The organism is Micrococcus luteus NCTC 2665 (assembly GCF_000023205.1).
GTDB lineage: Bacteria > Actinomycetota > Actinomycetes > Actinomycetales > Micrococcaceae > Micrococcus > Micrococcus luteus.
Map to the genome: position 1 here is coordinate 344,171 of NC_012803.1, position 25,933 is coordinate 370,103.

A 25,933-nucleotide genomic window follows, 5' to 3' on the forward strand; every position below is an offset into this window, starting at 1 on the left:
CAGACTAGCTGTTGTGGGTCATGAGGTTCTTGCCACGGGGTACGGGCTGAGATGAGACGAGCGGGCCTCTCCCGCAGGATGGAAGTTCCTCAACAACCCACCTGCCAGAAGAGACCCGCTCATGACTCACGCTAACGCACCCCTGACCCCGACCGGCCGTCTCAGGATGGTCCACCGCCACCTGCACGACGGCATCCCGCAAGCGCACGTGGCCGCCGAGTTCCGCGTCAGCCGCCCCACGGTGGCCACCTGGGTGGCCCGCTACCGCGCCGAGGGCGAGGCCGGGCTGCTCGACCGGCCCAGCCGGCCGCACCGTTCACCTGCCCAGCTCGATCCGGTCCTGGTCGCCCAGATCCACGCCCTGCGGCGGGAGCGCAAGTGGTCCGCACGGCGCATCCATCACCACCTCGTCTCCGAGGGCCACCGGGTGTGTCTTCGTACCGTGGGGAGGTGGCTGCACCGGCTGGGCATCTCCCGGTTGCCAGACCTCGCGCCCACGGGTGAGGACCTGCGCCAACGACCGCAGAAGATCACCGCCCGCGGCCCGGGGCACATGGTGCACCTGGACGTGAAGAAGATCGGGCGCATCCCCGAGGGGGGCGGCTGGCGTGCGCACGGACGGGACTCCGAGAACGCGCGAGCGGCCAAGCGCGGGCCTGGCCGGCGGGTCGGGTACACCTACCTGCATTCGGCGATCGACGGGTTCACCCGCCTGGCCTACACCGAGGCGTTGGAGGACGAGAAGGCGGTGACCACGATCGGGTTCTTCTGCCGGGCGAGGGCGTTCTTCGCCGCCCACGGCATCACCGTGGACCGGGTGGTCACGGACAACGGGAACAACTACCGGGCCGTGGACTTCACCGCCAAGGTGGTCTCGCTCGGGGGCCGGCACCACCGGATCCGCCCCTACACCCCGCGTCACAACGGGAAGGTCGAACGCTACAACCGGCTGATGGTCGATGAGGTCCTCTACGCCCGCCCGTATACCTCAGAGACGGCTCGGCGTGAGGCCCTGCAGGTGTGGGTGAACCACTACAACTATCATCGGCCTCATACCTCCTGCGGGGACGCCCCGCCGGCCTCGTTGGCCCCGGCCCGAGTCAACAACGTCATGACCTCTTACAACTAGCGGGGCATCGGGCCGGGAGGGCGCGGCGGCGTCGTGGGGCGTCGTCGGGGGCGGGCCGCGGTCAGCGGTCGGCCCAGGGGCGGGCGTCGGAGGCCCACGGCAGGGGACGGACGCGCTCCTCGGGCAGCGGGTCCGTGGCCAGCCGGCCGTAGCGGTGCACGTCGAGCCGCCGCCCGCCCGCGCGGAGGCGGCCGCGCTGCGTGCCTTCGTGTCGGAGCCCGGCGGCCCGGGCGACGGCCCCCGCCGTCGGGATGTCCGCCCGGTGGGCCAGTTCGATCCGCTCGAGGCCGCCCTCGGCCAGTTCGGCGCCCGCCACGGTGGTCGCCGCACGCGACATGATCGCGTCCCCGCGCCAGCCCTGATGCAGCCAGGCGGTGAGCGCGCCGGTGCCGTGCGCCTCGTCGCGCACGACGGCGACCAGGCCGATCAGCGTGTCCGTCCCGCGCTCCACCACGGCGACGGCGTCCGTCCCCTCCGCCTGGACCAGTCCGTCGACGTAGGCGCGGGCGGAGGCCTCGTCGGTGACCTCCCCGGGGTCGGCCATGCCGACGGTGCCCGCGTGGAAGGCCGCCAGGACGGCGGGCGCGTCCGTGGAGCGGAGGGGGCGGAGCTGAGCGGGTGCGGAGCCGGTCATGTCGGGAGCATGGCCCCGACAGGGGCTGGAAAGTGAGGTGCACCACACGAACCGGACCCCGGAGGGCGGGTCACCGGGGACGGGGCCGGCTCTCGACGCCCGTCCCGCGGCCGGGCCTCACCGGCGCGTGGCGGCCTTCGCCTCGAGCTCGTCGGCGAGGGTGCGCAGCGTGCCGAGCTCACGGGCGATCCGGGAATCCAGGTCGGCGTCCGTGAGCGTCTCCGAGCCGCCGCGGGCACGCAGGTAGAGCAGCTGGTCGAACCGGGCGCGGCGCCACTGGTACTCGGCCTCGGCGTCGCGGGCCTGCAGGGCGCGGGAGATCTCCCGGTCGTAGAGCGGCGGCTCGTTGAGCTGACGCTGGCGCACTTCGAGCACGCGGGACGCCCGGCCCGGCTCGGAGGGGACCTCGTCCGCCTCGAGCAGGCGCCGACCGAGGTTGGCGGCGGCGATGTGCTCGCCCTCCTCGCGCAGGATCATCGACGCCAGGGACAGCGCGGCCTGGATGGACTTCCACCGCCCTACAGCCCCGTCCCACGGCAGGTTCGTCAGCAGGCCCAGGGTGGCGAGCGTGCCCTCGGTGTCCTCGTGCAGCAGGTAGAGCCGCTCGGCCATGCCGAACACGTCCTCCAGCTGGGAGCCGGAGCGCAGGTTCAACCCGTGCGAGAGCCGGGCCGCGGTGGCGGTCAGCTCGGTGTCCTCGAGGTGGCGCTTGCCGACGGCGACGATCCGCTCCTCGGGGGAGCCTGCGTCCACGGGGGAGAAGGTGGTGTCCGGGACGGCCCTGCGCTCCTCCGGACGGTCCGTGCGGACCCGGATCACGGAGCCGTGCGCGATCCTGACCTCGCGGCCGCCCTCGAGGGTGGCGATCACGAGCGCGGGGGTGCCGAAGTCGTCCCGCATCACCCGGGTCGAGGCCACGGGCGGGGCGGGCTCGCCGCGGCGGGTCAGGAAGCTGTCCCCGGGCTGCACGTCCTGGGACTTCAGATGGCGGAGATAGCCGCCGACGACCGGTGCCATGCTCAGCGCCCCCATCCCACGTGGGCGAGGGCCTGGCGCACCAGGTCCCCGCGGCCACCGATGAACTCGGCCTGGATGTCCTCGCCGAGGGCCTCCTCGGGGGTGAGCCAGGTCAGCTCGAGCGCGTTCTGGCGCGGCTGGCACTCACCCGTCACCGGCACCACGTAGACCAGGGCCACGGCGTGCTGGCGGTCGTCCGTCAGCCCGGTCTCGGACGGCGCCGGGAAGTACTCGGCGACGGTGCAGGGGACCACCGACGGCGGCAGCTGCGGGAACGCGAGCGGGCCGAGGTCCTTCTCCAGGTGGCGCATCAGCGCGGCGCGGATGGTCTCCCGGTACTGGACGCGGCCGGAGACGAACGACCGCTGGAACGTGCCGGTCTCGTCCGCCACGTAGAGCAGGCCGATCTCGGTGACGTAGCCGAGGGAGTCCAGCCGCACCGGGATGGCCTCCACGTACACCATGGGCAGCCGACGCCGGGCCTCGTAGAGGTCCTCGTCGGACAGCCAGCCCGGATTCGGGTCGGGGGTGCGCACGCTCATGGTTCTGTTCTACCGGAGTTCCGCGCCGGGGGCACACCGGGTCCCGCGTGTTCCGCTCACCACTTGGCGCGGAAGTACTGCCGGGCCATCGGCACCTGCTCCGAGGGGACGTCGAGGGCGAGGGCGGCCGCGGTCGGCCAGTTCGGGTTCGCCAGGGCGGCGCGACCCACACAGACGGCGTCGGCGCGGTCCTCGTCCACCACGGCCGCGACCTCCTCGGCGCCGGTCAGCGAGCCGACGGCGGACACCACGATCCCCTCGGTGCCCTCCTTCACGGCGGTGGCCAGCGGCACCTGATAACCGGGGCCCTGGGGGCCCTCGTAGGTGTCCCCGATGCCCGCGGAGGACAGGTCGAACCAGTGCACCTGCCCCTGCAGCTCCTGCGCCAGGCGGACGGTCTCCTCGATGCTCCAGCCGCCCTCGACCCAGTCCGAGCCGGAGATGCGGATGCCGAGGACCTTGTCCGCGGGCCACACCTCGCGCACGGCCGCCACGACCTCCTTGAGGAAGCGGGTGCGGCCCTCGAAGTCCCCGCCGTACTCGTCGGTCCGGGTGTTGGTCAGCGGCGAGAGGAACTGGTGGATGAGGTAGCCGTGGGCGGCGTGCAGCTGCACGGCGCCGAAGCCGGCACGGTCGGCGCGCTCGGCGGCGTCGGCGAAGGCCTGGACGGTCTCCCGGATCTCGTCCACCCGCATCGCGTGGGTGCGGATCTCCATGGAGTTGGTGGCCACGCCGGAGGGGGAGAGGGTCTCCCAGGAGTCGGGGCCCTCGAGGATCGGCTGCCCGGCGGGCGCGCCCGGGTGCATGGGGACGGTCGAGGCCTTGGCGCCGGCGTGGCCGAGCTGGATGGCGGGCAGGGCGCCCTGGGAGGCGATGAACGCGGCGATCGGCGCCCACGCGTCCCGCTGCTCGTCGTTCCACAGGCCGGTGTCCCACGCGGAGATGCGTCCCTCGGGTGTGACGGCGGTGGCCTCGGCCACCACGATCCCGAAGCCGCCGGCCGCGCGGGCGCCCAGGTGCTGGAAGTGCCAGCCGTGGGGGACGCCGTCGCGCGCCTCGCACGAGTACTGGCACATCGGCGGCAGGATCAGGCGGTTGCGCACGCGCACGCCGTTGATCTCGAACGGTTCGAAGATCGCGGTCACGGCGGGGGCGTCGGTCTGCGGGGTGGCGGTCTGAGTCATGCACCCCACCTTACGAGCGGGTCCGGACACGGGAGGGCTCGCGTCCGCCGCGGGCGGAAGGGCGGGCCGGCCCGTGCGACGAGAGAAGTCGTCACCGCTGCTGCGTCCACCCCTACCCTGGGCCCATGCCCTCCTACCGCGCCCGCCTGCAGATCGGCGACCTCCTGCCCGGCCACCGGCCCGAAGAGGTCATGGACCTGGCCGAGGCCGCCGTCCAGGCCACGCACGTGCTCGCGGCCAAGGACCTCGAGGTCGTCGCGCGCGTCCCGCGGATCGTGCTGCGCTTCACGGTGCCCGGCTCGCACCGGGCCGGCGAGGACGCCGAGGCCGCCGAGGTGGCGCGGCGGATGGCGGAGGCGGTGTCCGGCGTCGCCGTGACGGGCCGGTTGGACGTGCTCCGGCGCGACGGCGGCCGGTGGGTCCCGGTGCCCGCTGGGCCCGGGCGCTGAACGGGGCTGGGCTCAGGCGCCGGCCGGGAGCGGCCGGCGGGCGGCGTCGCGCTCGATCTGGCGGACCCAGGAGCGGCGCACGGCCGCGGCGGTGAGCAGCAGCAACGCCCCGAAGGCGGCCGCGAGACCCACCCACGCGCTCTGCTGTGCCCCGAGCGGGCTGGGCAGCAGGCGGGGCAGGGCGAGGCAGAGCAGGGTCCAGGCCATGCCCAGGGCCACACCCATGCGGCCGCGCCCACCGAGCACGAGGCGCAGGGCCGCCAGCAGCAGGGCCACCAGCACCAGCAGGGCGAGCAGCTCAGTCGGGAACCAGTCGACGTGCACACCCCAGGCGTGGAGGGCGGCGCCCACCGCGGTGGGTGCGCCGGCGAGGAGGGTGCCCAGCAGCACGCCGAGCGCGCCGTCCTCGGCCACCCGTGCGAGGCGGCGGGCCGCCGGGCGGGCGCCGAGCCGCCGGACCACACGGAGCATGAGGACCAGGGCGAGCAGCCACGGGACGACGTCGAAGCCCCCGGGGGCCAGGACGGCCAGGGGGAACCACAGCGTCAGCGCCAGCAGGGTCCCCGCGACCGCGCCCCGGATGCGGCGGTGCCGCGGCGACGCCCCCTGGCCCCGCCCCCACTGCCGGAGCACGTACATCCCGGTCAGCAGCCACAGCACCGGCCAGATCGCCGGGTGCAGCGGGGACAGCCCGAACACGCTCGCGCCGGGGCCGTGTCGGCCGTCGGCGGTGAGCGGGTACGCACCGGCGTCGAGCGCGCCGAGTCCCGGGACGCGCCCGGCCAGGCCGAGGCCCCACGCACTGGAGAGCACGAACAGCGCCCACACGAGTGTCAGCAGCGCCTGGCCGAGCCGGTCCGCGCGGGTCGGTGAGCCGGCCGGCTCCTCGGGCGGGGCGGGGGTGTAGCCGGGGATCAGGGGAAGGGCGCCCGTGACCGGCCCCGCCGAGGAGTGGGCGATGGCCTCGGCCCGGACGGCCTGCGCCTTCGTGGACAGTCGCTGCCGCCGCCGCCACTCGGGCAGGGCCACCCGGGCCCGGGCGAACAGCTCCTCGTCGGTGAGCCGCTCCTCCGGGTCGGACAGCAGCGGCCGGTCGGCGGCGGCCGGGAAGACCTCGGGGCCCTCGAGCTCGCGCGCGGCCCGGGCGAGCGCGCGGGACTCCCGCTCCTCGTGCTCGCGACGGCGGCGGGCGGCGTCCTCCGCCGCACGGCGCTCGGCCTCCCGGGCGCGGTCCTCGAGGAGCCGGGCCTGGGCGAGGGCGCGTTCGGCGTGCAGCACGGTGTGGGCGCGGACGCGTGCGGCCTGGCGACGACGTCGCTCGGCCTCGCGGCGGGCGGCCTCCTCCGCCTCGCGACGGCGCCGCTCGGCCTCCTCGGCCCGACGGCGCCGCTCGGCCTCGACGCGTTCGGCCTCGAGGCGACGGCGTTCGGCCTCGGCCGCCTGCCGACGGCGCTCCGCCTCCGCCTCCGCCTCGAGCCGGAACCGCTCCCGCTCGGCGAGCGCGGCCTCCTCGCGGGCCCTCCGCTCCGCCTGCACGCGGGCGCGCTCGGCGGCGACCTCCGCCTCCCGGCGGCGCCGTTCCTCCTGCTCCTGGCGGCGGGCGTCCGCCTCGGCGGCGGCACGGGCCTTCTCCTCGGCCGCCACCCGACGGCGCCGCTCGGCTTCACGCCGACGGCGCTGCTTCTCCTCCTCGCGGCGGCGGCGGGCCACCCGCGCGGCCTGGGCCCGGCGGGCCTCCTCGTCGAGGCGGGCCTGGAGGGCGGCGGCGTCGCGAGCCCGGGCGGCGTCGCGGGCCTGTGCGGCGGCGGCCTCGGCGGCGACCCGCTCATGCTCGGCGGCCCGGCGACGGGCGGCCTCGGCGGCGCGCTCCCGGCCGGCTCGCAGGCGGGCCCGCCGGCGCTCCTCGGCCGCGGTGCGGCGGCGTGCGGCCTCCGCGGCCTTCGCCGGGTCCCGCCCCGGGGCGGGGAGGATGCGCTCGACCGTGCCGACGAGCGGATCGGCGAAACGGGCGAGGTCCGGGCTGCCGAGGCGGTCCAGGATCTCGCTGAGGTCGCGGCGTGGACGCTGCTCGGCGGGGGCGCCCGGGGTGCGCAGGCGGTCCATGGCGCGGTGCACGTCCGCGCGGCGGTCCTCGCGCACGCGGCGCTCGGCGGCGGTCTCGGGTCGGCCCGAGCGCAGGGCGCGCTCGTGACGGCGCAGATCGCGGCGGGAGATCTCCCCGGGCGCGGCCAGGGCGCGGCGGGGGCGCGCGGCGGGGGCACGCGTCGCGTCGTCGTCGGGACGGGGCGCCGAGGCGTCCCGGAGGCGCTCGAGGGCGGCGCGGGACTCGGAGGACGCGTCCTGCATGCTCACCCCTTCCGGCCCCGGCGACGGTGGGCCATGATCCCCGCGATCATCAACCCTGCAAGGGTACCGAACACCATGCCGACCATCGCGGACGCCCACCACGGCAGGCCGGTGGCCCGGCCGGTGATCCAGCCGAGCCCCACCATGGACCCGGACCACGCGAGCGAGCCCGCCCCGGACAGCCACAGGAACACGGGCCAGCGGATCCCGCCGATCCCGGCCGCCGCCATCGACGCCGTCCGTCCGCCCGAGACGAACCGCAGCACGGACAGCCCCGCCAGGCTGCCCGCCGGGCCCACCCTCACCAGCAGGGTTCGGATCCCCCGGTGGATCCGCCGCCACCACGCCCAGCGGTCCAGGCGGTCGGCGAGGCCGTGGCGGAACAGCGCGTAGAGGCCGACGTCCCCGGCCCAGCAGCCCAGCCACGCCGCCAGCACTGCGGCCACGGGGGAGACCCGACCCTCCGCCGCGAGCGCCCCCGAGCCGATGACCACCACCTCCGACGGGACGGGCGGGATCGGGGCGTCCAGGGCCACGAGCAGCGCGGTGAGCGGGTGGAACCACGCTCCGAGCGCGTCCAGCAGGCTGGCCGGGTCCCCGCCCGTCACCGCGGTCGCTCCTGCAGCTGGGCGGGGGAGGTGAACTCCCGCTCCTCGCCCGTCACCGGGTCCGTGAAGCGCAGCGACCGGGAGAGCAGCTGCAGGGGCTGTGTGACGTCGTCCGGGGCGAGGTCGAGCAGGTCCGGGTAGAACGGGTCGAACGCGATGCCCAGGCCCAGGGCGGCCAGGTGGATGCGCAGCTGGTGGGTGCGGCCCGTGCGCGGGGTGAGTCGCAGGTGCGCCACGCGCCGCCCCGCCAGCGTCCCGGCGGAGACGCCGACGCCCAGCAGCTCCACCCGGGACTCCGCGTTCGCCCCGGCGTGGGGCCGATTCGACCGCCGGGTCCGCACCGGCGCGCCCGCCCGGCGTCCCGAGGCGGCCGGCGGGATCTCCTCCACCACGGAGCGCAGGACCCCCTTGTCCTTGCGGATCCGGCTGCGCACGGTCAGCGGGAACCGCCCCAGGACGGGGTCGGCCGGGGTGCCGGGGCCGCGGGCGCCGTCGTCGGGGGCGTCCGGCAGGAGCGCCACGGCCTCGTAGGTCTTGGCCACGGCACGCCGCTCGAAGAGCAGGTGGTAGGCGCCGCGGGTGGCCGGGTTCGCGGAGAACATCACGACGCCGGCCGTCGCCCGGTCGAGCCGGTGCAGGGGCACGAGGTCATCGAGGCCGAGCTCGTTGCGCAGCTGCACCAGCGCGGTCTCCTGGACGAAGCGGCCGCCCGGGGTGGTGGACAGGAAGTGCGGCTTGTGGATGACCACGAGGTGCTCGTCGCGGTGCAGGAGCGTGTGCGTCACGGGCAGCGGGGCCTCGTCGGGCACGTCCCGGTAGTACCAGAGGTCGTCGTGCACGCCGAGCGGCGTCGCCGGCGTCAGTGCGGTGCCGTCCGCCGCCACGACCTCGCCGCGGGCGAAGCGCGCGCGGATGCCGTCCGGGTCCACGTGACCGAACCGGTGGAGCACGTAGTCCTGCGCGGTGGGCCAGCCGGAGGCGGGCAGGCGCAGGCGCGTGGCGTTGACGCCGTTGCGCGGGGGGAGGGGAGAGGGGACGGCCACGGGTCCATCCTCCCAGCCCGGCGCGGCTGCGTCCGACCGGCGCCGTTCAGTCCGACCGGCCGGGCCGGCCGGAGCCGGTGGTCTCGTCCTCGGCCGGGCCTCGGCCCTGCGGGGTGAGCACCACGACCTCCTCGGCCGGCGCGGCGCGCCCCGTCACCTCGTGCGCCGGGACCGCCCCGCCGACGTCGACCACCACGGTGTCCAGCACCGCGCCCGCGGGGACCTCGCAGTCGCCGAGCAGGAGGCTGCCGCGCACCGTGGCGCCGGCCGCCACGACCACCCCGGGGCCGACCACGCTGTCCGACACCTCGCCCTCGATCCGGCAGCCCGGGTTGAGCAGCGAGCCGGAGACGCGGGCGTCCGGGGCCACCCACGCCGGTGGCGCCTGGTGGGGGTTGGTGATCAGCGGCCAGCCTTCGGCGGCGACGTCCAGGCCGGTGCCCTCGAGGATCTCCCGGTGGGCGCGGACGTACGCGTCCAGGGTGCCGATGTCCCGCCAGTACCCCACGAGGCGGTGCTCCCGCACGCGCCCCCGCGCCACGAACGCCGGGATGATGCTCTCCCCGTAGTCGCCGAGGGAGGAGCCCACGGGGTCGCCGTCCTCATCGGTCTCGCCCTCGTCCTTGGTGGCCGTCTCGTCCTCGCCCGCCACGAGGTCGCCGACCACCCCGGAGAGCGCGGCGACGTCGAACACGAACACCTCGGTGGCCACGAGCGTGCCCGCCGGGTCCTCCGGCTTGTAGGCGTAGTCGGTCACCGCGCCGTCGTCGTCCACCTGCACGACGCCGAAGCGCGAGGGGTCCTCGTCCGTCTCGGTGGTGACCACGGTGAGCTCGGCGCCGGAGCGGGCGTGCTCGGCCAGCACGGGGCGCAGGTCCAGCTGGTACAGGTGGTCGGCGGAGAGCACCACGACGGTCTCGGCGCCGAACTGCTCCAGCAGCGGCAGCTGCTGGGCGATCGCGTGCCCGTTGCCGCGGGCGAAGCCCTCCTCGGCGCGGCCCTGCGCGGGGGGCAGGAGCCGCAGGCCGTGGCGGGTGCCGTCGAGATCCCACGGCCGGCCGCCAGCCAGGTGCTGGTTGAGCGTGAAGGGGCGGTACTGCTCCACGACCCACACGTCCCGCAGGCGCGAGTGGGCCAGGTTGGACAGGACGACGTCGATCAGCCGGTACTGGCCCGCCAGCGGCACCATCGGCTTGGCGCGGGCCGCGGTGAGCGGCATGAGGCGGCCGCCGGTGCCACCGGCCAGCACGAGCGCGACGACGGCGCCCTCCGGGTCCTTCGGGAACGGGTCGGCCATGACTCCTCCTCGGGTCGGGGCGGGTTCAGCGTAGGGAGCGGGGACGACACGTGGCCACCGTTCGGGTGCGTCCGGCTCAGCCCTGGCAGTGCGGGCACCACCACAGCCGCCGCGCGTCGTCCTCGGCGGAGCCGTAGTCCTCCTGGCGGACGGGGCCGCGGCAGCGCAGGCACGGGGCGCGGTCGTGCCCGTAGACCCAGTACGACGGCGTCCCCCCGCCGCGCGCGCCGGGCGTCCGGCCGGGCGTCGTGCCGGGTGGCGGACCGGCCGGGACCAGCACCTCGACCCCGAAGGGTCGCCCCGGGTTGGGACGCACGCCCGTGGTCCGGCGCCGTGCGCCCGCGGCGGGGGCGGCGGGCGGGACGTTGGCGCGCAGCAGGTCCCGGGCGAGCAGCACGAGTCCGGCGACGTCCTCGACCTCCCCGACCGGCCGGTGCGGGTCGATGCCGGCCAGCAGGAGGGTCTCGCAGCGGTAGATGTTGCCGATCCCGGAGACGAGCCGCTGGTCGAGCAGGGCCAGGCCGACCGGCCGCTCGGGCCGGGCCGTGAGCCGCCGCACGCCCTCGGCGAGCAGCGCGGCGCCGTCGTCGGGGGTGTCCCAGGCCGGGTCGAGCAGGTCGGGGCCGAGGTGGCCGAGGACGGTGGCCTCGTCGGCGGTGGGCACGAGGGTGAGCAGGCCCAGCTGGGCGCCGAGCACGCGGTGCCCCGCCGTCTCCAGCACCGCCCGCACCTGCCAGGCGGGGGCGCCCCACCGCGCGTCGACGGCCGAGACGAGCCAGCGCCCCTCCATCTTCAGGTGCGAGATCAGGGTGAGCGGCCGGGCCCCGGGGCGGGCCGTGGGCGGGGTCAGCCGCATCAGCAGGTACTTGGCGCGCGGCAGGACCTCGGCCACCGTCCAGCCGGTCAGGTCCGCGGTGGCGTGGCGGGGCACGCGCAGATCCGCGTGCGTCAGGACCCGGCCCTCGAGCACGGGGCGGAGCCGGTGCGCGACGCGGACGAGGGAGTCGCCTTCAGGCACGGGCCGTCACCGGCTCAGGCCGCGTTGAGCTGCCAGGTCACGCCGAAGCGGTCCCCGACCCACGCGAAGCGGCGCGAGAAGCCGTAGTCGTCGGGCGGCATGTAGTCACGGCCACCGCCGGCGAGGAGCGTGTCGTGGATGGCGTCCACCGCGGTGGCGTCCGGCAGCTCGACGAACAGGCTGATGGCCGGGGTGAACGTGAACCCGTGCGGGGTGAAGGAGTCGAAGAACCGCAACCGCTGGCCGGCGATCTCGAGCTCGCCGTGCAGGACCTTGCCCGCCCATTCGGCGCCGCGCGGGGAGGAGTCGTCGAAGAGGTCGCGGCGGACCTCGGTGACGGGCAGGTGCTCCACGAACGCGGTGAGGTAGGCGTCCATGGCCGCACCGGCGTCGCCCTCGAACATGAGGAACGGGGTGACGGAGGGGTCCGAGGGGTGCGGCAGGGCGTCCTCGAGGGCCTCGGGGGCGGGGGACGTGCCCGTGGGGGCGGTGCCCACGTCCTCGGGCGGGGCGGCGTCGATGCTCATGGGCCGAACCTACCCCCGGGACCCGCCTCCGCGACAGGGCCGCCCCGGGCAACGCGGGTTGAGTTGTCGCGGGTGTCCGACGGCGGGACCCGCGACAACTCAACCCGCGTTGCGGACGGACGGACGGCGTCGAGCTCTCAGTTCCGGAACCGGATGCCCGACGGGCTCGAGTAGAACCCCGCGGCCAGCAGCGCCTCGGCCAGCGGCGTGCCGAGCACGGGCCCGCCATTGACCTTCTCCAGGCTCAGCCGCTCGGTGTGGCCGGTGCGCAGCGCCCACACGAGCGCCTCCGCCGCGGCCCGCAGCTCGCCCGGCTCCTCCGTGAACGCGAGCAGCGTGCGCCCGCCGCGCTCCATGTAGAGGGCCAGCCGCCCCGCGATCAGCACGACGACGGCGCCCGCCTTCCGGCCCGGGCGGTGGCCCGTGGGCACGACGCCGTCCGGCCCGGCCGGCACGGACGGCCAGTCCAGCGCGGCGCCGTAGGGGTTCGCCGGATCCGTCGCGGCCAGGGCGAGGGCGAGGGGGGCGGCGTCGACGGCGGCGTCCTCCTCGTCCCGCTGGAACCCTCGCAGCCGATCCACGACGGCGCCGGTGGAGAACTGCGCGCCGCCCAGCCCGTCGACGAAGTGGCCGCGGCGCACCTGGCCCGCGTCCTCCATCCGGGTGAGCAGCCGGTACTGCCCCGCGAAGCCGCCGGGGACCTCCTCGGCCACCACGGAGCCGCGCGTGATCACGCCGTACCGGTCCAGCAGCAGCTCGGCGGTCGCGTGGGCGCGGATCGTGGGGTCCTGCTCGGCGGCGGGCAGCAGGGACCAGCGGCCGGCCGAGCGGGCCTGCTCGGCGGCCGAGAGCCCGACGGTCCCCGCCGTGAGGCCGGCCGAGCCCCGGGCGCCGCCCTCGGGCGAGGTGAGCCCCGCGTACCGGCCCCGCCCGCGCACCCCGGCCAGCCGCCCGCCGAGCCCGCGCCCGGCCTCCGCCCCCGCGGCCCCGCCCGTCCGCGCGGTGCGGGCCCGCGGCGTCTGCCGGCCGGTGCGGTGCGCGGTCTTGCCGAGCGAGAGCAGGCCGCGGACGGGGGCGAACGTGTCGTTGCCGACCCGGCCGTCCCACACCAGGCCCCACAGCGCGGCCAGCACCGCGGGGCCGCGGGCCAGGTCGGCCGGGTCGCGGTGCGGGTCGGGGCCGACCGCCCGGCCTGCGCCACCCGCGTCGCCGCCCGCCGCCTGCACCGCCCGCACCCGCTCCACGAGCTGGGGGAAGAACCAGGCCCCGCCGCCGGCGAGCACCTCGAGCACGGCCGCGCGCAGGGCGGCGTCGGCCGGCGTCGCCTCGGCGGGCTCGGGCAGGCGCAGCGTGAGGTCCACGGCGTCGGCGGGGTGCAGGGCCACCCAGCCGTCGTTGCCGGCGGCCTCCCCGACGCCCGACCACACGTATTCGCCCGTGGCCAGCAGCTCGTCGAGCAGGGCGGGGGCGTAGTCCCGCACGCGGGCGGGCAGCACGAGGGATTCCCACGCGCTCGCGGGCAGGGGCGTGCCGGCCAGCTGGTCCAGGACGGTGGCCACCCCGTCCACGCCCTCGAGCGTGGCCGGCGGACGCCAGGCCCCGTCGCGCCCCGTCCGTGGCCGCAGGTGCTGCCAGTCGGCGAGGAACCGGGCGTACGCGGCCTGGTCCACCGGCTCGACCTCGGCGCGCAGCGCGGCGAGGGAGCGCATGCGGATCCGCCGCAGCACCTCGGCGTCGCACCACTCGGCGTCCAGGCCGGTGGCCCCGGGGGTGCCCTCCGGCCGGAACGCGCCCGTGCTCACGCGGCGCTCGGTGGCCAGGCGCTGCAGCACCGAGAGCACGACGGCGCCGCCCAGTCCCATCGCGGCCCCCGCCTCGGCGGCGGTGAAGGGGCCGTGGGTGCGGGCATAGCGGCCCACGAGGTCCCCGAGCGGGTCGTCGACCGGATCGAGGAACGCGGTGGGCACTCCGTGCGGGATCGGCGTGCCGAGCGCGTCCCGCAGGCGGGCGGCGTCCTCGACGGCGGCGAACCGCTCGACCCCGTCCTGGCGCAGGCGGAACGCGCGGCCGGCGCGCTCGAGCTCCGCCAGCATGCCGGCGACGGCGTCCTCGTCCGCGGCCTCCTCCGTCTCCCCCTCGGCCCGTGTGCGCCGCGCGGCCTCCGCCACGGACAGCGGTCCCAGCAGGCGCAGCAGGTCCGCCACGCCCTCGACCCCGCGGGCGCGCCGGTCGGGCGCGAGCCGCTGCAGCTGGGCCTCGACCTCCGCGATGACCCCGGCGTCCAGCAGCTCGCGCAGCTCCTCCGTGCCCAGCAGCTCGGACAGCAGTGCCGGGTCGAGGGAGAGCGCGGCGGCGCGGCGCTCGGCCAGCGGGGAGTCGCCCTCGTAGATGAACTGCGCGATGTAGCCGAACAGGATGGACTGGCTGAACGGCGAGGGCGCCGTCGTCGTGACCTCCACGAGCCGGACGGCCCGCGAGGCCACCCGCCCCGCGAGCTCCTTGAGCGCAGGGAGGTCGTAGACGTCCTGGAGCACCTCGCGCACGGTCTCCAGGATCACGGGGAACCGCGGGTGCTTCCGTGCCACGTCCAGCAGCTGCGCGGACCGCTGCCGCTGCTGCCACAGGGGGGGTCCGCCGCCCGGGGTCACGGCGCGGCAGCAGCAGGGACCGGGCCGCGTTCTCCCGGAATCGGGCCGCGAACAGCGCGGACCCGCCGACCTCCGCCGTGACGATCTCGTCCAGCTCCTCGGCCGTGAACTCGAACAGCTCCGCGCCCGGCGGCTCGGCGTCCATCAGCGGGATGCGCAGCACGATCCCGTCGTCGGCCGCCATCGCCGCGCCCGAACCGGTCTCCAGCCCGTACCGCTGCGCCAGCCGCGCCCCCACCGCGAGCGCCCACGGGGCGTGCACCGCCATGCCGTAGGGGGAGTGCAGCACCACGCGCCAGTCGCCGAGCTCGTCCGTGAACCGCTCCACCACGAGCGTCTGCTCGGTGGGCAGCACACCGGTGGCCTCGCGCTGGTCGGCGAGGTAGGCCAGCAGGTTGTCCTGCGCCCACGGGTCCAGGCCCGCGGCGGCCAGGCGGGTGCGGCCGGCCTCGGGGTCCGCGTCCAGCTCGCGGCGGAAGCGCCCGACGGCGTCGCCCAGCTCCGCCGGCCGGCCCGCGGCGTCGCCCCGCCAGAACGGGAGCTTGCCGGGCTGCCCGTAGGCGGGCAGCACCAGGACGCGGTCCGCGGTGATGTCCACGATGCGCCAGCTCGTGGCGCCCAGCAGGATGACGTCCCCCACGCGGGACTCGTAGACCATCTCCTCGTCGAGCTCGCCGACCCGGCGTCCGCCGGAGCGGGCCGAGCCCGCGGACGCGGTGCCCGCCGACTCGGCCGTGTCCCCGGCCGCCGCGCCGCCGTCGGAGGCCAGGAACACCCCGAACAGGCCGCGGTCCGGGATGGTGCCGCCCGAGGTGACTGCGAGGCGCTGGGCGCCGGGGCGGGCGGCGAGCGTGGCGTTCTCCCGGTCCCACAGGATGCGCGGGCGCAGCTCGGCGAACTCGTCCGAGGGGTAGCGGCCGGCCAGCAGGTCGAGCACGGACTCGTAGGCGGAGAACGGCAGCGTGGCGAACGGCGCGGACCGGCGCACGAGGTCGAACCACTCCTGTGCGTCCAGGTCCGCGACGGCGACGGCGGCCACGGTGTGCTGGGCGAGGATGTCCAGCGGGTTGGCGGGGATGCGCAGCGACTCGATGCGCCCGGCCGTCATGCGCTCGGCCACGACGGCGGTGTCCACGAGGTCGCCCCGGTGCTTGGGGAAGAACACGCCCCGGGAGACCTCGCCCACCTGGTGCCCGGCGCGGCCCACGCGCTGCAGACCGGAGGCCACCGAGGGCGGGGACTCCACCTGGATCACCTGGTCCACCGCGCCCATGTCGATGCCCAGCTCGAGCGAGCTCGTGGCCACGACGCAGCGGATCTGGCCGGTCTTCAGCGCCTCCTCGACGATGGCGCGCTGCTCCTTGGACACGGAGCCGTGGTGGGCGCGGGCGAAGTCGGAGACGGTGCCCGATCCGGTGCCGGTCTGCCCGGCCACCTGGGCGGGGCCGTGGAAGCCGGTCGGGTCCGGTGTGCGGAAGCCGGGGACGGCGTCCGGGTGCTCGGCCGCGGCGGCCGCCTCGGCGCGGGCCTCCCAGATCTCGTTGAGCCGGCCGGTGAGGCGCTCGGCCAGGCGGCGCGAGTTGGCGAACACGAGCGTGGAGCGCCGCTCGGCCACCAGGTCCACGATCCGCTCCTCGACGTGCGGCCAGATGGACCCGCCCGTCACCGCGCCCTCGTCGCCGAGCCCGCCCGTCGAGGAGCCGGGCCCCAGGTCGTGGGCTGCGGCGGGGGAGGAGAGGTCCGTCAGGTCCGGCACCGGCACCGTGACCGCCAGGTCCCAGCGCTTGGCCGAGGCGGGCCGCACCACCGTCACCGGCTGCGTGCCGCCGAGGAACCGGGCCACCTCGGCGGCCGGCTCGACCGTGGCGGACAGGCCGATCCGCTGCACCGGCGTGTCCAGCAGGGCGTCCAGGCGCTCGAGGGAGACGGCCAGGTGGGCGCCGCGCTTGGTCCCGGCCACGGCGTGCACCTCGTCCACGATCACCGTGCGGACCCCGGCCAGCGCCGCTCGGGCCTGCGAGGTGAGCATGAGGTACAGCGACTCGGGCGTGGTGATGAGGATGTCCGGCGGATCCTGCTGCAGGCGCCGCCGCTCGGCCGCCGGGGTGTCCCCGGAGCGCACGCCCACCCGCACGCGCGGCACGGGCCTGCCCTGGTGCGCGGCGGTCTGCGTGATGCCCACCAGCGGGGCCCGCAGGTTCCGTTCCACGTCCACGCCGAGCGCCTTCAGCGGCGAGACGTAGAGGACGCGGGTGGCCGCCGTCCCCTCGGCGGCGGGCTCGCGCACGAACGAGTCGAGCGCCCAGAGGAAGGAGGAGAGGGTCTTGCCCGAGCCGGTCGGCGCGATCACCAGCGCGTGCCGCCCCGAGGAGATCGCGTCCCACGCGCCGAGCTGGGCCGGCGTCGGGGCCTCGAACGCGCCCGTGAACCAGGCGCGCGTGGGTTCGGTGAACCGGCCCAGGACGACGTCGGCCGCGGGCGTGGCCGAGCCCGCTGCGGTCTCCGCGGGCCCGCTCATGCGTGGTGGTACGGTCGGCCGGCGGAGATCTCCTGGGCCCGGTAGACCTGCTCCGCCAGGATCAGCCGCACGAGCTGGTGCGGGAAGACGAGCGGGGACAGGGACCAGACGCGGTCCGCGCGGGCGTGGACCCGGGTGTCCACCCCGTACGCGCCTCCGATGACCATCGTCACCGGGGCGCCGACGTCGAACCGGCCCTGCAGGTGCCGCGCCAGGCCCGGCGAGTCGAACGCCGTCCCCCGCTCGTCCAGCAGGATCAGGTGCTCGTCCGCGCCGACCGCGCCCAGGATCCGGTCCGACTCCTCGGTGCGCGCCGCCTCCTCCTGCCGCGCGGAGTGCGGCAGCAGACGCCACGAGAGGTCGTAGGGCTTCTTGAGGCGCCGCTCGTAGCGGTCGATCCCGTCGACGACCCACGCCTCATGCTTCTTGCCGATGGCCAGCACCCGAACAGACATGGCCCCATGATCGCACCGGCGGCGGAGAGGGTACGGGGGTCGGCCCCCGCCGCTCGGTTGCGCTCGCCGGGGCGGGGTGCCTGGCTCCGCACCGGAAGGGGGCCCATGACGTCGACCGCACGGTCCGCGCGGGTGTCCCGCCGCGCCGCGCTCGGCCTCGGGGTCGGCGCCCTCGCGGTGGGCGGGGTGGCCGTCGTCGCCGACCTGGTCGGCGCGCCCGCCGGGCCGCTGGGCGCCAACTCGACGGCCCTGTACGGCATGCGCAGCTCCACCGGCCACACGTACGCGGCCCTGCCCGGGCGCGCCGGACGCATCGACGTGTACCGGCCGCCGGGCCAGGGCCCGTTCCCGGTCCTCGTGTGGAACGCGGGCTCCGGCTGGCGCAGCGATCGCGGCTACAGCGACGGCGCCGACGTCGCCCGCGGCCTGGTCCCGCACGGCTACGCCGTCGCCGCGTTCTCGGTGCGCAGCTCCAAGCAGGGCACGTTCCCCGCTCAGGTGGAGGACGCGACGGCGGCGGTCCGCTGGGTACGACGCAACGCCCCGGGCCTGCAGCTGGACGCGGGGCGGGCGGGCGGCTGGAACGCCCTCATGGCCGGCCTCACGGGCGGACAGGACCTGGACAGGGAGCGGGTGCCGCTGCCCGGCCGGGAGGTGCCCGACGGCGGCCACGCGATCCCGGAGGAGGACCGCGTCCAGGCGATCGTGGACTTCTTCGGCCCCACGGACTTCCTGACGATGAACCGCCAGATGCTCCCGGGCGCGTGCGCGGACTACAACCGCGCGAACCGGCTGAAGCACTGCCACCTCGACGACCGCAGCACCAAGTCGGACATGCTGGGGGTGCCGGTCCTGGCCTCGGGCGGCCTGACCCGGCTGGCCTCCCCGATCGCGCACGTGCGCCCGGACTCGCCGCCCCTGCTGGTCGTCCACGGGCGCAGGGACGTCACGGTCCCGTGGGGGCAGAGCCTCGAGCTGTACCGGGCCGCCGAGGCCGCCGGACTGCGCATCGCGTTCTACTCGGTGGCCGAGGGCGGCCACGACCTGGGCATGATGACCGCGAAGACGCGCAGCGCGGAGGTGCTCCGCCACGGTGTGCCGGCCAGCGCCGTGCACGCCACCATCTCGTGGTCCGCGGTGGCCACGTTCCTGGACGCCGTCCTGCCGCGCTGAGCCGGCGGCCGGACCCGTCCCGGCATGGCGAAAGCCCGGGAGCGCAAGGCTCCCGGGCTTCACATCTGGCGGTGACGGTGGGATTTGAACCCACGGTACGGGGTTACCGTACACAGCATTTCGAGTGCTGCACCTTCGGCCGCTCGGACACGTCACCAGACCAGGACACCCTACCCGAGCCGTGGCGGCGCGCCCAAACCGGCCGCCCGCCGTCGTCGGGCACGGGCGCGTTCAGTCGCGCTGTGCCGCGAAGAACCCCCGCAGCAGCGCCGCGCTCTCCTCGGAACGGACGCCGGCGCGGACCTGCACCCGGTGGTTGAAGCGGGGGTCGCGGACCACATCCAGCACCGATCCGCACGCGCCCGCCTTCGGGTCCCACGCCCCGAACACGACGCGCGGGATGCGGGCCAGCAGCAGCGCACCGGCGCACATGGGGCAGGGCTCGAGGGTCACCACGAGGGTGCAGTCCGTCAGGCGCCAGCCGTCGTGCGCCCCGGCGGCGGCCCGCAGCTCCGCCCCGCGGCGCAGCGCGAGGACCTCGGCGTGGGCGGTGGGATCGTGGTGCTGTTCGCGCTCGTTCCCGACGACGGCTAGGACGGTCCCGTCGCCGGCCACGAGTGCGGCGCCGATCGGCACGTCGCCGGCCGCCCCGGCCGCGCGGGCGGCCCGGAGGGCCAGGCCCATCCACGCGTGCTCCTGCTCGGCCGTGGGCGCGGGGGAGGGGACGGGGGCGGACACGCGGCCAGCCTAGCGGCGGTGTCGGCGCCCCCGCGGGCACGGGGACGGGCGGAGAGGCGCGCGTGGGCGGTACCGTGGGCGCCATGCGCGTCCACATCGTCGACCACCCGCTCGTGGCCCACAAGCTCAGCGTCCTGCGGGACAAGAAGACCCCGTCCATGATCTTCCGGCAGCTCACTGAGGAGCTCGTGATGCTGCTCGCCTACGAGGCGACGCGCGACGTGGCCATGGAGGAGGTGCGGATCGAGACCCCGGTGACCGAGACCACCGGCTTCCGGCTGGCCCGCCCGCGTCCGCTGGTCGTGCCGATCCTGCGCGCGGGGCTCGGGATGCTGGAGGGGATGACCAAGATGGCGCCGTCCGCCGAGGTCGGGTTCCTCGGCATGGCCCGCAATGAGGAGACGCTGGACATCGTCACCTACGCGGAGCGGCTGCCGGCCGACCTGTCCGGGCGTCACGTGTTCGTCCTGGACCCCATGCTGGCCACGGGAGGCACGCTGATCGAGGCCATCCGCTTCCTCTACCAGCGCGGCGCGGCGCGGGTCACGTGCCTCTGCCTGCTCGGAGCGCCCGAGGGCATCGAGCGGCTGGAGGCCTCGCTGGGCGACGTCGAGGTGGACCTGTACCTGGCCGCCGTCGACGAGCGCCTGGACGAGCGGTCCTACATCGTCCCCGGCCTCGGCGACGCCGGCGACCGGCTCTACGGCCTGGCGGAATGACCTGAACGGAGCTCCGCGTCCGCCACGAGACGACCACGGCCCCCGCCCCCACCCGGCGGGGGCCGTGGTCGTCTCGTGGGAGCGTCTCCGGCGGGGACGTCAAGCGGGGCCGCCAATGTGTCGTCCATCTAGTGGACGTCACGACCCGCTGTGACCCGTCATCATGGCGTCACATGGAAAACCTGGCAGTCTCCTGCATAAATATTCCGCATACTCATTGGTCCTGCGGCGCGTCCCCACCTGTTGAACAATGAGAGAGTCACGCGGGCGAGCCGAGCGACGGCGCGACGCTATTCCGATCCGCGAATAGTGATGTTGAGCACATTCAGGACTCTTCTTCTCAAATAATGAGACAAAAGTGCGAACGTTACTTGCCAGTCCCCTCGGTGAAGTCACATTCTTGTCATGTGACGCCTCGTCCGCCGCACCGACCGAGCGGTGGAGGGGCCATGAGCCGAAAGAGGAGTGGTGGCCATGGGTCAGTCCGCCGGATACGTGCACATCTCCGTCCGCAACGCGCAGCGCCGGGCCGACGGCATGTCCCGCCGAGGCCAGGCCCGCGCAGGCCTGCGCCTGGCCGGTGGCACCGACGCCCCCGACTCCCAGACGGCGCCGACGCCGGTCCTGGCGCCGAACGGCATCCCGGGTCCCCAGGCGGTGGCCCGGGAGAACGAGGCCCGTGGGTTCGTCGTCTACGTGGGCATGGACGAGCTGGCCGCCTCGGCCGCCGGCACCTCCCTCACGCGGCTGGCCAATGAGCTGCGCCACTACGTGGAGTCCCTCGTCCCCGGGGCGGAGTCGCACGCCGCCGTCGCCCTGGCCCCCGCCGGCGCGGAGGGCCGCGACCTCGAGGTCGTGCGCCAGGTGCTCGGCGACCCGACCGTGCAGGGCGGTGCCCGTCCCGACCTGGCGCAGGCGCCGGCCCCCGTGTCCACGCGCCAGCCCGGTGTGCTGATCGATCTGTCCCGGCGCGAGGTGCAGCTGGACGGTGAGTCGCTGAACCTCACCTTCAAGGAGTTCGAGCTCCTGAACTACCTCGTGGAGAACGGCGAGCGCACCGTCGGCCGCGAGGAGCTGCTCGACGCCCTGTGGCGCAACGCCGACGAGGTGCCCAACGAGCGCACCATCGACGTGCACATCCGCCGACTGCGCGCCAAGCTCGGCCGCCTCGCGAACACCGTGCGCACCGTGCGCGGCCAGGGCTACCGCTTCTACCGCCACCCCGAGGTGGTCGTGTGGGCGGCGCCGGAGTACAGCATCTGACCCGCGCCCGCCCGTGTCCGACGACGGCCCCCGCTCACCCGAGCGGGGGCCGTCGCCGTAGCCTGGCCGCATGAGCACCGCCGACGCGAAGACCCTGATCGTCCTCCGGCACGCCAAGGCCGGCTGGCCCGACGCGGCCGACGACCATGCCCGCCCGCTCGCCGAGCGAGGCCACGCCCAGGCGCCCGCCGCCGGCGACTGGCTCCGCGAGCACGACCTCGTCCCGGGCGCCGTCGTGTGCTCCGATGCGCTGCGCACCCGTCAGACGTGCGTGTGGGTGTGCGAGCGCCTGGGCGAGCTGGCACCCACGCCCTACCTGGACCCGCGGCTCTACGGCGCCGACGCGGCGCGGGCCCTGGCCGTCGTCAACGAGACGGAGGAGACCACGCGACGGCTGCTGGTGGTGGGCCACATGCCGTGGGTGCAGGAGCTGGGCATGCGGCTGATGAGCCTGGACTCGGACCAGGACGCGGCGCTGCGCATGAGCGAGCACTACCCGACGCTCGGGATGCAGGTGTTCCGGGTGGAGAAGCCGTGGGCCGAGCTCGACGGCCGCGACGCCGCCCTGACGCACTTCGTGGTTCCGGGGCGCTGACCTCCGCGGCGGCGCGCGTGGCAGAGGCGCGCCGACATGACGAAGGCCCCGCTCCAGCAGGAGCGGGGCCTTCCGGTCGTGCGCCCAAAGGGATTCGAACCCCTGACCTTCTGTTCCGTAGACAGACGCTCTATCCAGCTGAGCTATGGGCGCATCATCCGATCCGCCGGAGCGGCTCGAACTCGTAGAACACTACAGGACCTCTCCGGCGAAGTGCAAATCGACGCTCTGCGTCGGCCTGTGTCGGGGGCGTGGCGGGGACGCGGCCATGATAGCCGAGCTCGGGTACCATGGCAGGACCGTGTGGCCACAACGATGTGGTGCGCGCTTCGGCGGTGCACGTATCGGAGTGGACGGGACGGAACGGCCCCGGACCCCAATGGGAGGACTCTCCACCATGGCTGACAACGCCACCACCTCGTTCGCGGATCGCGCCCTGGCGGACGCGCCCACGGACTACGCCCAGCTGCGCGAGTGGGTTGCTCAGATCGCAGAGCTGACGCAGCCGGACTCCGTGCAGTGGGTCGACGGCTCCGAGGAGGAGCGCGACCGCCTCGCGGACGAGCTTGTGGCGGCGGGCACCCTGACCCGCCTGGCCGAGGACAAGTTCCCCCACTCCTTCGCCGCGTTCTCCGATCCCGCCGACGTCGCCCGCGTGGAGGACCGCACCTTCATCTGCTCCGAGAAGGAGGAGGACGCCGGCTTCACCAACAACTGGATGGACCCGGCGAAGATGCACGGCATCCTCGACGACGCGTTCTCCGGCGCCATGCGCGGCCGCACCATGTACGTGATCCCGTTCGTGATGGGCCACCTCGACGCCGAGGACCCGAAGTACGGCGTGGAGATCACCGACTCCGCCTACGTGGTCCTGTCGATGCGCATCATGGCCCGCATCGGCCAGGACGTGCTGGACAAGATGTCCCGCGAGCAGGCCTTCTACGTGCCGGCCGTGCACTCCGTGGGAGCCCCGCTGGAGCCGGGCGAACAGGACGTGCCGTGGCCGTGCAACGAGACCAAGTGGATCGTGCACTTCCCCGAGGAGCGCTCCATCTGGTCCTTCGGCTCCGGCTACGGCGGCAACGCCCTGCTCGGCAAGAAGTGCTACGCGCTGCGCATCGCCTCCGTGATGGCCCGGGACGAGGCCTGGCTCGCCGAGCACATGCTGATCCTCAAGCTGACCAACCCCGAGGGCCGGTCCTACCACATCACCGGCGCCTTCCCGTCGGCCTGCGGCAAGACCAACCTCGCCCTCATCGACCCCACCATCGAGGGCTGGAAGGCCGAGACCCTGGGCGACGACATCACCTGGATCCGCGCCGGCAAGGACGGTGAGTTCCGCGTGATCAACCCGGAGACCGGCTACTTCGGCGTCGCCCCCGGCACCGGCTGGTCCACCAACCCGAACGCCATGCGCGCGATCTCCAAGGGCAACTCCATCTTCACCAACGTCGCCCTCACCGACGACGGCGGCGTGTGGTGGGAGGGCATGACGGACGAGGTCCCCGAGCACCTCACCGACTGGCGCGGCAACGACTGGACGCCCGAGTCCGGCCGCCCGGCCGCCCACCCCAACTCCCGGTTCTGCACGCCCATCGAGCAGACGGACATGCTGGCCGACGAGTACCGCGACCCGCGGGGCGTGAAGCTGGACGCCATCCTGTTCGGCGGCCGCCGCAAGACCACCGTGCCGCTGGTGACCGAGGCCTTCGACTGGGAGGACGGCATCCTCAAGGGCGCCACCCTCTCCTCGGAGACCACCGCGGCCGCCGCCGGCGCCGTGGGCGTCGTGCGCCGCGACCCGATGGCCATGCTGCCGTTCCTCGGCTACGACGCCGGCGACTACCTGGCCCACTGGGTCAGGGAGTCCGGCAAGGCCGACCCGGAGAAGCTGCCGCGCATCTACCTGGTCAACTGGTTCCGCCGCAACCGTGACGGCGGCTTCGCCTGGCCCGGCTTCGGCGAGAACTCCCGCGTCCTGAAGTGGGTCGTGGAGCGCCTCGAGGGCAAGGCCGACGCCGTGGAGACCCCGATCGGCTTCACCCCCACCCCCGAGTCCCTCGACCTGACCGGCCTGGACGTGTCCGACGCGGACCTCGAGGACGCCCTCAAGGTGGACCGTGAGGAGTGGGCCGAGGAGAACGAGCTCATCGAGCAGTGGCTCGGCCGGTTCGGCGAGTCCCTGCCCCAGGCCATCCGCGATCGCTTCGAGGCGCAGAAGGCGCGGTTCGCCCAGGCCTGACCGGCCCGGCCGACCACGACGGCCCCCCACCTCCGCGCTGAGGTGGGGGGCCGTCGTCGCGCCCGGGGTGACGCCGGGGTGGGTGAGCCGTCTCCCACTGCCGCCGGATTTCCTGCGCTCTTGCTCTGACGTGGACGTCCTCTCAGAATCTCGTTCGGTTTCCTCCCAGGAAACGAGGCGTATAAATCGGGTCTGCCGTGAGTTTGGTTGACATCTGATCTGTGGTCCCGGGAGGGACTGCTGGAAGGATGTCCTCATGCCCGCTGCATACCCCCGAGAGTTCCGCCAGGACGTGGTCGCGATCGCCCGTAAGGGCCAGATGCCGATCGCGCAGGTCGCGAAGGACTTCGGCATCACCGCCTCCTGCCTACGGCGCTGGCTGGCCCAGGATGATGTCGAGGCCGGGATCCGGCCCGGCATCACCAAGGCTGAGAACGAGGAGCTGAAGGCGCTCAAGCGCCGCAACCGTGAGGTCAAGTCCCGAGTAGTGGTGTAACGCTCTGATCCTCCATTGGTGCTGTTAGGCGCTGAGTTCGAGGGTGGTTTCCGGTTCGGCGTTCACCTCGTTCCCGGTGTCGTCCACGGTGGTGAGGCGGCAGCGGGCCAACACCTCGAGGCCGAGGTAGCGGCGGCCCTCGGCCCACTCATCGGTCTGCTCAGCCAGCACCGCCCCGACCAGGCGCACGATCGCTGCCCGGTTCGGGAAGATGCCCACGGCGTCGGTGCGACGCCGGATCTCGCGGTTGAGCCGTTCGGCCGGGTTGTTCGACCAGATCTGGGTCCACACGTCCTTGGGGAACGTGGTGAACGCCAGGATGTCCGCCCGGGCACCATCGAGGTGTTCGGCCACCGCGGGCAGCTTTTCGCTGACGTAGTCCAGCAGCCGGTCGAACTGGGCGTCCACGCTGGCGGCGTCGGGCTGGTCATACACCGAGTGCAGCATGGCCTTCACGGCCGGCCACATGGACTTGGGGGTGATGCCCATCAGGTTCGCCGCGTAGTGGGTCCGGCACCGCTGCCAGGTCGCTCCGGGCAGGTTCGCGGCGATGGCGTCCTTGAGCCCGGTGTGGGCGTCGGAAGTGACCAGGCGGACTCCGGTCAGGCCCCGGGCCACCAGGTCGGCGAAGAACTCGTTCCACGCCGACCCCGTCTCCGAGGTGGCCACCCGCAGGCCGAGGACCTCGCGGTGGCCGTCACCATTGACCCCGGTGGCCAGCAGCACCACGGCGTTGACCACGCGCCCGCCCTCACGCACCTTCATCGTCAACGCGTCGGCGGCCACGAACGTGAACGGCCCAGCCTCCCCGAGCGGGCGATGACGGAAGGACTCGACCTGCTCGTCCAGCTCGGTGGCCATCCGCGAGACCTGGGACTTCGACAGCGCGTTGATCCCGAGGGTCTTGACCAGTTTGTCCATCCGCCGGGTCGAGACCCCGGCCAGGTAGCAGTCGGCGACCACCGTGATCAGCGCGGATTCGGCCCTTTTGCGGCGCTCGAGCAGCCACTCCGGGAAGTACGTGCCCGACCTGAGTTTGGGGATCGCCACGTCCAGGGTCCCGACCCGGGTGTCCAGGTCCCGGTGCCGGTACCCATTGCGCTGGGCCGTGCGGTCACGGGAGGGTTTGCCCCATTCGGCGCCGACCACCGCATCGGCGTCAGCGCAGAGCAGGGTGTTGATCATCGTCTGCAGCAGGTGGCGCATCATGTCCGGGGAGGCCTCGGACAGGGCTTCGCCCAGCAGGCCGGCAGGGTCGACAATATGAGGAGCGGTCATCGTGATGACTCCAT

General features: G+C 74.6%; 21 protein-coding genes, 2 tRNA genes and 1 pseudogene. 8 read left to right on the forward strand and 16 right to left on the reverse strand.

What is annotated here, in order from left to right:
* Window positions 1-121 precede the first annotated feature (121 nt).
* Window positions 122-1,129 (forward strand): IS481 family transposase, encoded by a 1,008-nt coding sequence (locus MLUT_RS13135; RefSeq protein ID WP_041779772.1) that lies wholly within the window; start codon window positions 122-124, stop codon window positions 1,127-1,129.
* 61 nt (window positions 1,130-1,190) lie between these two features.
* On the opposite strand, the gene MLUT_RS13140 is transcribed toward MLUT_RS13135, so the two are convergent.
* The 4 genes from MLUT_RS13140 to MLUT_RS13155 form a co-directional block, all read right to left on the reverse strand.
* Window positions 1,191-1,763 (reverse strand): GNAT family N-acetyltransferase, encoded by a 573-nt coding sequence (locus tag MLUT_RS13140; protein ID WP_012750729.1) that lies wholly within the window; start codon window positions 1,761-1,763, stop codon window positions 1,191-1,193.
* A 117-nt stretch (window positions 1,764-1,880) separates the two neighbouring features.
* On the reverse strand, window positions 1,881-2,780 hold the full coding sequence (locus MLUT_RS13145) for a DUF6707 family protein (RefSeq protein WP_231936560.1): 900 nt from the start codon (window positions 2,778-2,780) through the stop codon (window positions 1,881-1,883).
* Window positions 2,781-2,782: 2 nt separating this feature from the next.
* A complete protein-coding gene (locus MLUT_RS13150; protein WP_010079501.1) occupies window positions 2,783-3,322 on the reverse strand; it encodes an NUDIX hydrolase family protein in 540 nt (179 codons plus the stop codon).
* Window positions 3,323-3,378: 56 nt separating this feature from the next.
* Window positions 3,379-4,506: an NADH:flavin oxidoreductase/NADH oxidase gene (locus MLUT_RS13155; RefSeq protein WP_010079500.1), complete on the reverse strand. Its 1,128-nt coding sequence runs from the start codon at window positions 4,504-4,506 to the stop codon at window positions 3,379-3,381.
* A 125-nt stretch (window positions 4,507-4,631) separates the two neighbouring features.
* Here MLUT_RS13155 and MLUT_RS13160 point away from each other — a divergent pair, with 125 nt between their 5' ends.
* Complete coding sequence (locus tag MLUT_RS13160) at window positions 4,632-4,955, forward strand: hypothetical protein (protein ID WP_010079499.1); 324 nt, start codon at window positions 4,632-4,634, stop codon at window positions 4,953-4,955.
* A 12-nt stretch (window positions 4,956-4,967) separates the two neighbouring features.
* Here the strand turns inward: MLUT_RS13160 and MLUT_RS13165 are convergent, their stop codons facing one another.
* From MLUT_RS13165 to MLUT_RS13200, 8 genes and pseudogenes are all read right to left on the reverse strand, one after another.
* Window positions 4,968-7,301 carry a hypothetical protein gene (locus MLUT_RS13165; RefSeq protein ID WP_012750730.1) on the reverse strand — a complete coding sequence of 778 codons (2,334 nt, stop codon included), beginning with the start codon at window positions 7,299-7,301 and terminating at the stop codon, window positions 4,968-4,970.
* Between the two features lie 2 nt (window positions 7,302-7,303).
* Window positions 7,304-7,909, reverse strand: a complete 606-nt coding sequence (locus MLUT_RS13170) for a DedA family protein (RefSeq protein WP_010079496.1) — start codon at window positions 7,907-7,909, stop codon at window positions 7,304-7,306.
* Window positions 7,906-8,952, reverse strand: coding sequence for a pseudouridine synthase (locus MLUT_RS13175; protein ID WP_010079495.1), 1,047 nt, complete (start codon window positions 8,950-8,952; stop codon window positions 7,906-7,908). The genes MLUT_RS13170 and MLUT_RS13175 overlap by 4 nt, the downstream gene beginning before the upstream one ends.
* Window positions 8,953-8,998: 46 nt before the next feature.
* Window positions 8,999-10,249, reverse strand: coding sequence for a glucose-1-phosphate adenylyltransferase family protein (locus tag MLUT_RS13180; protein ID WP_010079494.1), 1,251 nt, complete (start codon window positions 10,247-10,249; stop codon window positions 8,999-9,001).
* A gap of 76 nt (window positions 10,250-10,325) precedes the next feature.
* Window positions 10,326-11,267, reverse strand: coding sequence for a DNA-formamidopyrimidine glycosylase family protein (locus MLUT_RS13185; RefSeq protein ID WP_010079493.1), 942 nt, complete (start codon window positions 11,265-11,267; stop codon window positions 10,326-10,328).
* Between the two features lie 14 nt (window positions 11,268-11,281).
* The gene (locus MLUT_RS13190) at window positions 11,282-11,794 is read right to left on the reverse strand and encodes a VOC family protein (protein WP_010079492.1); all 513 of its coding nucleotides are present in this window, start codon (window positions 11,792-11,794) and stop codon (window positions 11,282-11,284) included.
* A gap of 137 nt (window positions 11,795-11,931) precedes the next feature.
* Window positions 11,932-16,960, reverse strand: a pseudogene (locus MLUT_RS23310) (ATP-dependent helicase).
* On the reverse strand, window positions 16,957-17,415 hold the full coding sequence (locus MLUT_RS13200) for a 23S rRNA (pseudouridine(1915)-N(3))-methyltransferase RlmH (protein WP_029248257.1): 459 nt from the start codon (window positions 17,413-17,415) through the stop codon (window positions 16,957-16,959). Before MLUT_RS13200 ends, MLUT_RS23310 begins: the two are co-directional and overlap by 4 nt.
* Window positions 17,416-17,520: 105 nt before the next feature.
* On the opposite strand from MLUT_RS13200, the gene MLUT_RS13205 reads away from it, so the two are divergent.
* Window positions 17,521-18,588 carry an alpha/beta hydrolase gene (locus MLUT_RS13205; RefSeq protein ID WP_010079488.1) on the forward strand — a complete coding sequence of 356 codons (1,068 nt, stop codon included), beginning with the start codon at window positions 17,521-17,523 and terminating at the stop codon, window positions 18,586-18,588.
* Between the two features lie 66 nt (window positions 18,589-18,654).
* Here MLUT_RS13205 and MLUT_RS13210 read toward each other — a convergent pair.
* Both MLUT_RS13210 and MLUT_RS13215 read right to left on the reverse strand, forming a co-directional pair.
* Window positions 18,655-18,745, reverse strand: a tRNA-Ser gene (locus MLUT_RS13210).
* A gap of 74 nt (window positions 18,746-18,819) precedes the next feature.
* A complete protein-coding gene (locus MLUT_RS13215) occupies window positions 18,820-19,326 on the reverse strand; it encodes a nucleoside deaminase (RefSeq protein WP_010079487.1) in 507 nt (168 codons plus the stop codon).
* 83 nt (window positions 19,327-19,409) lie between these two features.
* Between MLUT_RS13215 and upp the strand changes: the two genes are divergently transcribed.
* The 3 genes from upp (at window position 19,410) to MLUT_RS13230 (ending at window position 21,903) form a co-directional block, all read left to right on the forward strand.
* Entirely contained in the window at window positions 19,410-20,045 is a 636-nt protein-coding gene (gene upp / locus MLUT_RS13220; RefSeq protein ID WP_010079486.1) for a uracil phosphoribosyltransferase, read from the forward strand.
* Between the two features lie 474 nt (window positions 20,046-20,519).
* The gene (locus tag MLUT_RS13225) at window positions 20,520-21,308 is read left to right on the forward strand and encodes a winged helix-turn-helix domain-containing protein (RefSeq protein ID WP_010079485.1); all 789 of its coding nucleotides are present in this window, start codon (window positions 20,520-20,522) and stop codon (window positions 21,306-21,308) included.
* A gap of 70 nt (window positions 21,309-21,378) precedes the next feature.
* The gene (locus tag MLUT_RS13230) at window positions 21,379-21,903 is read left to right on the forward strand and encodes a SixA phosphatase family protein (protein ID WP_010079484.1); all 525 of its coding nucleotides are present in this window, start codon (window positions 21,379-21,381) and stop codon (window positions 21,901-21,903) included.
* Between the two features lie 79 nt (window positions 21,904-21,982).
* Here MLUT_RS13230 and MLUT_RS13235 read toward each other — a convergent pair.
* A tRNA-Arg gene (locus MLUT_RS13235) sits at window positions 21,983-22,056 on the reverse strand.
* 244 nt (window positions 22,057-22,300) lie between these two features.
* On the opposite strand from MLUT_RS13235, the gene MLUT_RS13240 reads away from it, so the two are divergent.
* Window positions 22,301-24,145 carry a phosphoenolpyruvate carboxykinase (GTP) gene (locus MLUT_RS13240; protein ID WP_010079483.1) on the forward strand — a complete coding sequence of 615 codons (1,845 nt, stop codon included), beginning with the start codon at window positions 22,301-22,303 and terminating at the stop codon, window positions 24,143-24,145.
* Between the two features lie 256 nt (window positions 24,146-24,401).
* Window positions 24,402-24,641 carry a transposase gene (locus MLUT_RS13245; protein ID WP_010079482.1) on the forward strand — a complete coding sequence of 80 codons (240 nt, stop codon included), beginning with the start codon at window positions 24,402-24,404 and terminating at the stop codon, window positions 24,639-24,641.
* Between the two features lie 24 nt (window positions 24,642-24,665).
* Here the strand turns inward: MLUT_RS13245 and MLUT_RS13250 are convergent, their stop codons facing one another.
* Window positions 24,666-25,919 (reverse strand): IS256 family transposase, encoded by a 1,254-nt coding sequence (locus MLUT_RS13250; RefSeq protein WP_012750732.1) that lies wholly within the window; start codon window positions 25,917-25,919, stop codon window positions 24,666-24,668.
* Between the last annotated feature and the right edge of the window lie 14 nt (window positions 25,920-25,933).

Coding starts and splice junctions, on each gene's coding strand:
- MLUT_RS13135 (WP_041779772.1), top strand. CDS start 122: ATGACTCACGCTAACGCACCCCTGACCCCGACCGGCCGTCTCAGGATG.
- MLUT_RS13140 (WP_012750729.1), bottom strand. CDS start 1,763: ATGACCGGCTCCGCACCCGCTCAGCTCCGCCCCCTCCGCTCCACGGAC.
- MLUT_RS13145 (WP_231936560.1), bottom strand. CDS start 2,780: ATGGCACCGGTCGTCGGCGGCTATCTCCGCCATCTGAAGTCCCAGGAC.
- MLUT_RS13150 (WP_010079501.1), bottom strand. CDS start 3,322: ATGAGCGTGCGCACCCCCGACCCGAATCCGGGCTGGCTGTCCGACGAG.
- MLUT_RS13155 (WP_010079500.1), bottom strand. CDS start 4,506: ATGACTCAGACCGCCACCCCGCAGACCGACGCCCCCGCCGTGACCGCG.
- MLUT_RS13160 (WP_010079499.1), top strand. CDS start 4,632: ATGCCCTCCTACCGCGCCCGCCTGCAGATCGGCGACCTCCTGCCCGGC.
- MLUT_RS13165 (WP_012750730.1), bottom strand. CDS start 7,301: ATGCAGGACGCGTCCTCCGAGTCCCGCGCCGCCCTCGAGCGCCTCCGG.
- MLUT_RS13180 (WP_010079494.1), bottom strand. CDS start 10,249: ATGGCCGACCCGTTCCCGAAGGACCCGGAGGGCGCCGTCGTCGCGCTC.
- MLUT_RS13190 (WP_010079492.1), bottom strand. CDS start 11,794: ATGAGCATCGACGCCGCCCCGCCCGAGGACGTGGGCACCGCCCCCACG.
- MLUT_RS13200 (WP_029248257.1), bottom strand. CDS start 17,415: ATGTCTGTTCGGGTGCTGGCCATCGGCAAGAAGCATGAGGCGTGGGTC.
- MLUT_RS13205 (WP_010079488.1), top strand. CDS start 17,521: ATGACGTCGACCGCACGGTCCGCGCGGGTGTCCCGCCGCGCCGCGCTC.
- upp (WP_010079486.1), top strand. CDS start 19,410: ATGCGCGTCCACATCGTCGACCACCCGCTCGTGGCCCACAAGCTCAGC.
- MLUT_RS13225 (WP_010079485.1), top strand. CDS start 20,520: ATGGGTCAGTCCGCCGGATACGTGCACATCTCCGTCCGCAACGCGCAG.
- MLUT_RS13230 (WP_010079484.1), top strand. CDS start 21,379: ATGAGCACCGCCGACGCGAAGACCCTGATCGTCCTCCGGCACGCCAAG.
- MLUT_RS13240 (WP_010079483.1), top strand. CDS start 22,301: ATGGCTGACAACGCCACCACCTCGTTCGCGGATCGCGCCCTGGCGGAC.
- MLUT_RS13245 (WP_010079482.1), top strand. CDS start 24,402: ATGCCCGCTGCATACCCCCGAGAGTTCCGCCAGGACGTGGTCGCGATC.
- MLUT_RS13250 (WP_012750732.1), bottom strand. CDS start 25,919: ATGACCGCTCCTCATATTGTCGACCCTGCCGGCCTGCTGGGCGAAGCC.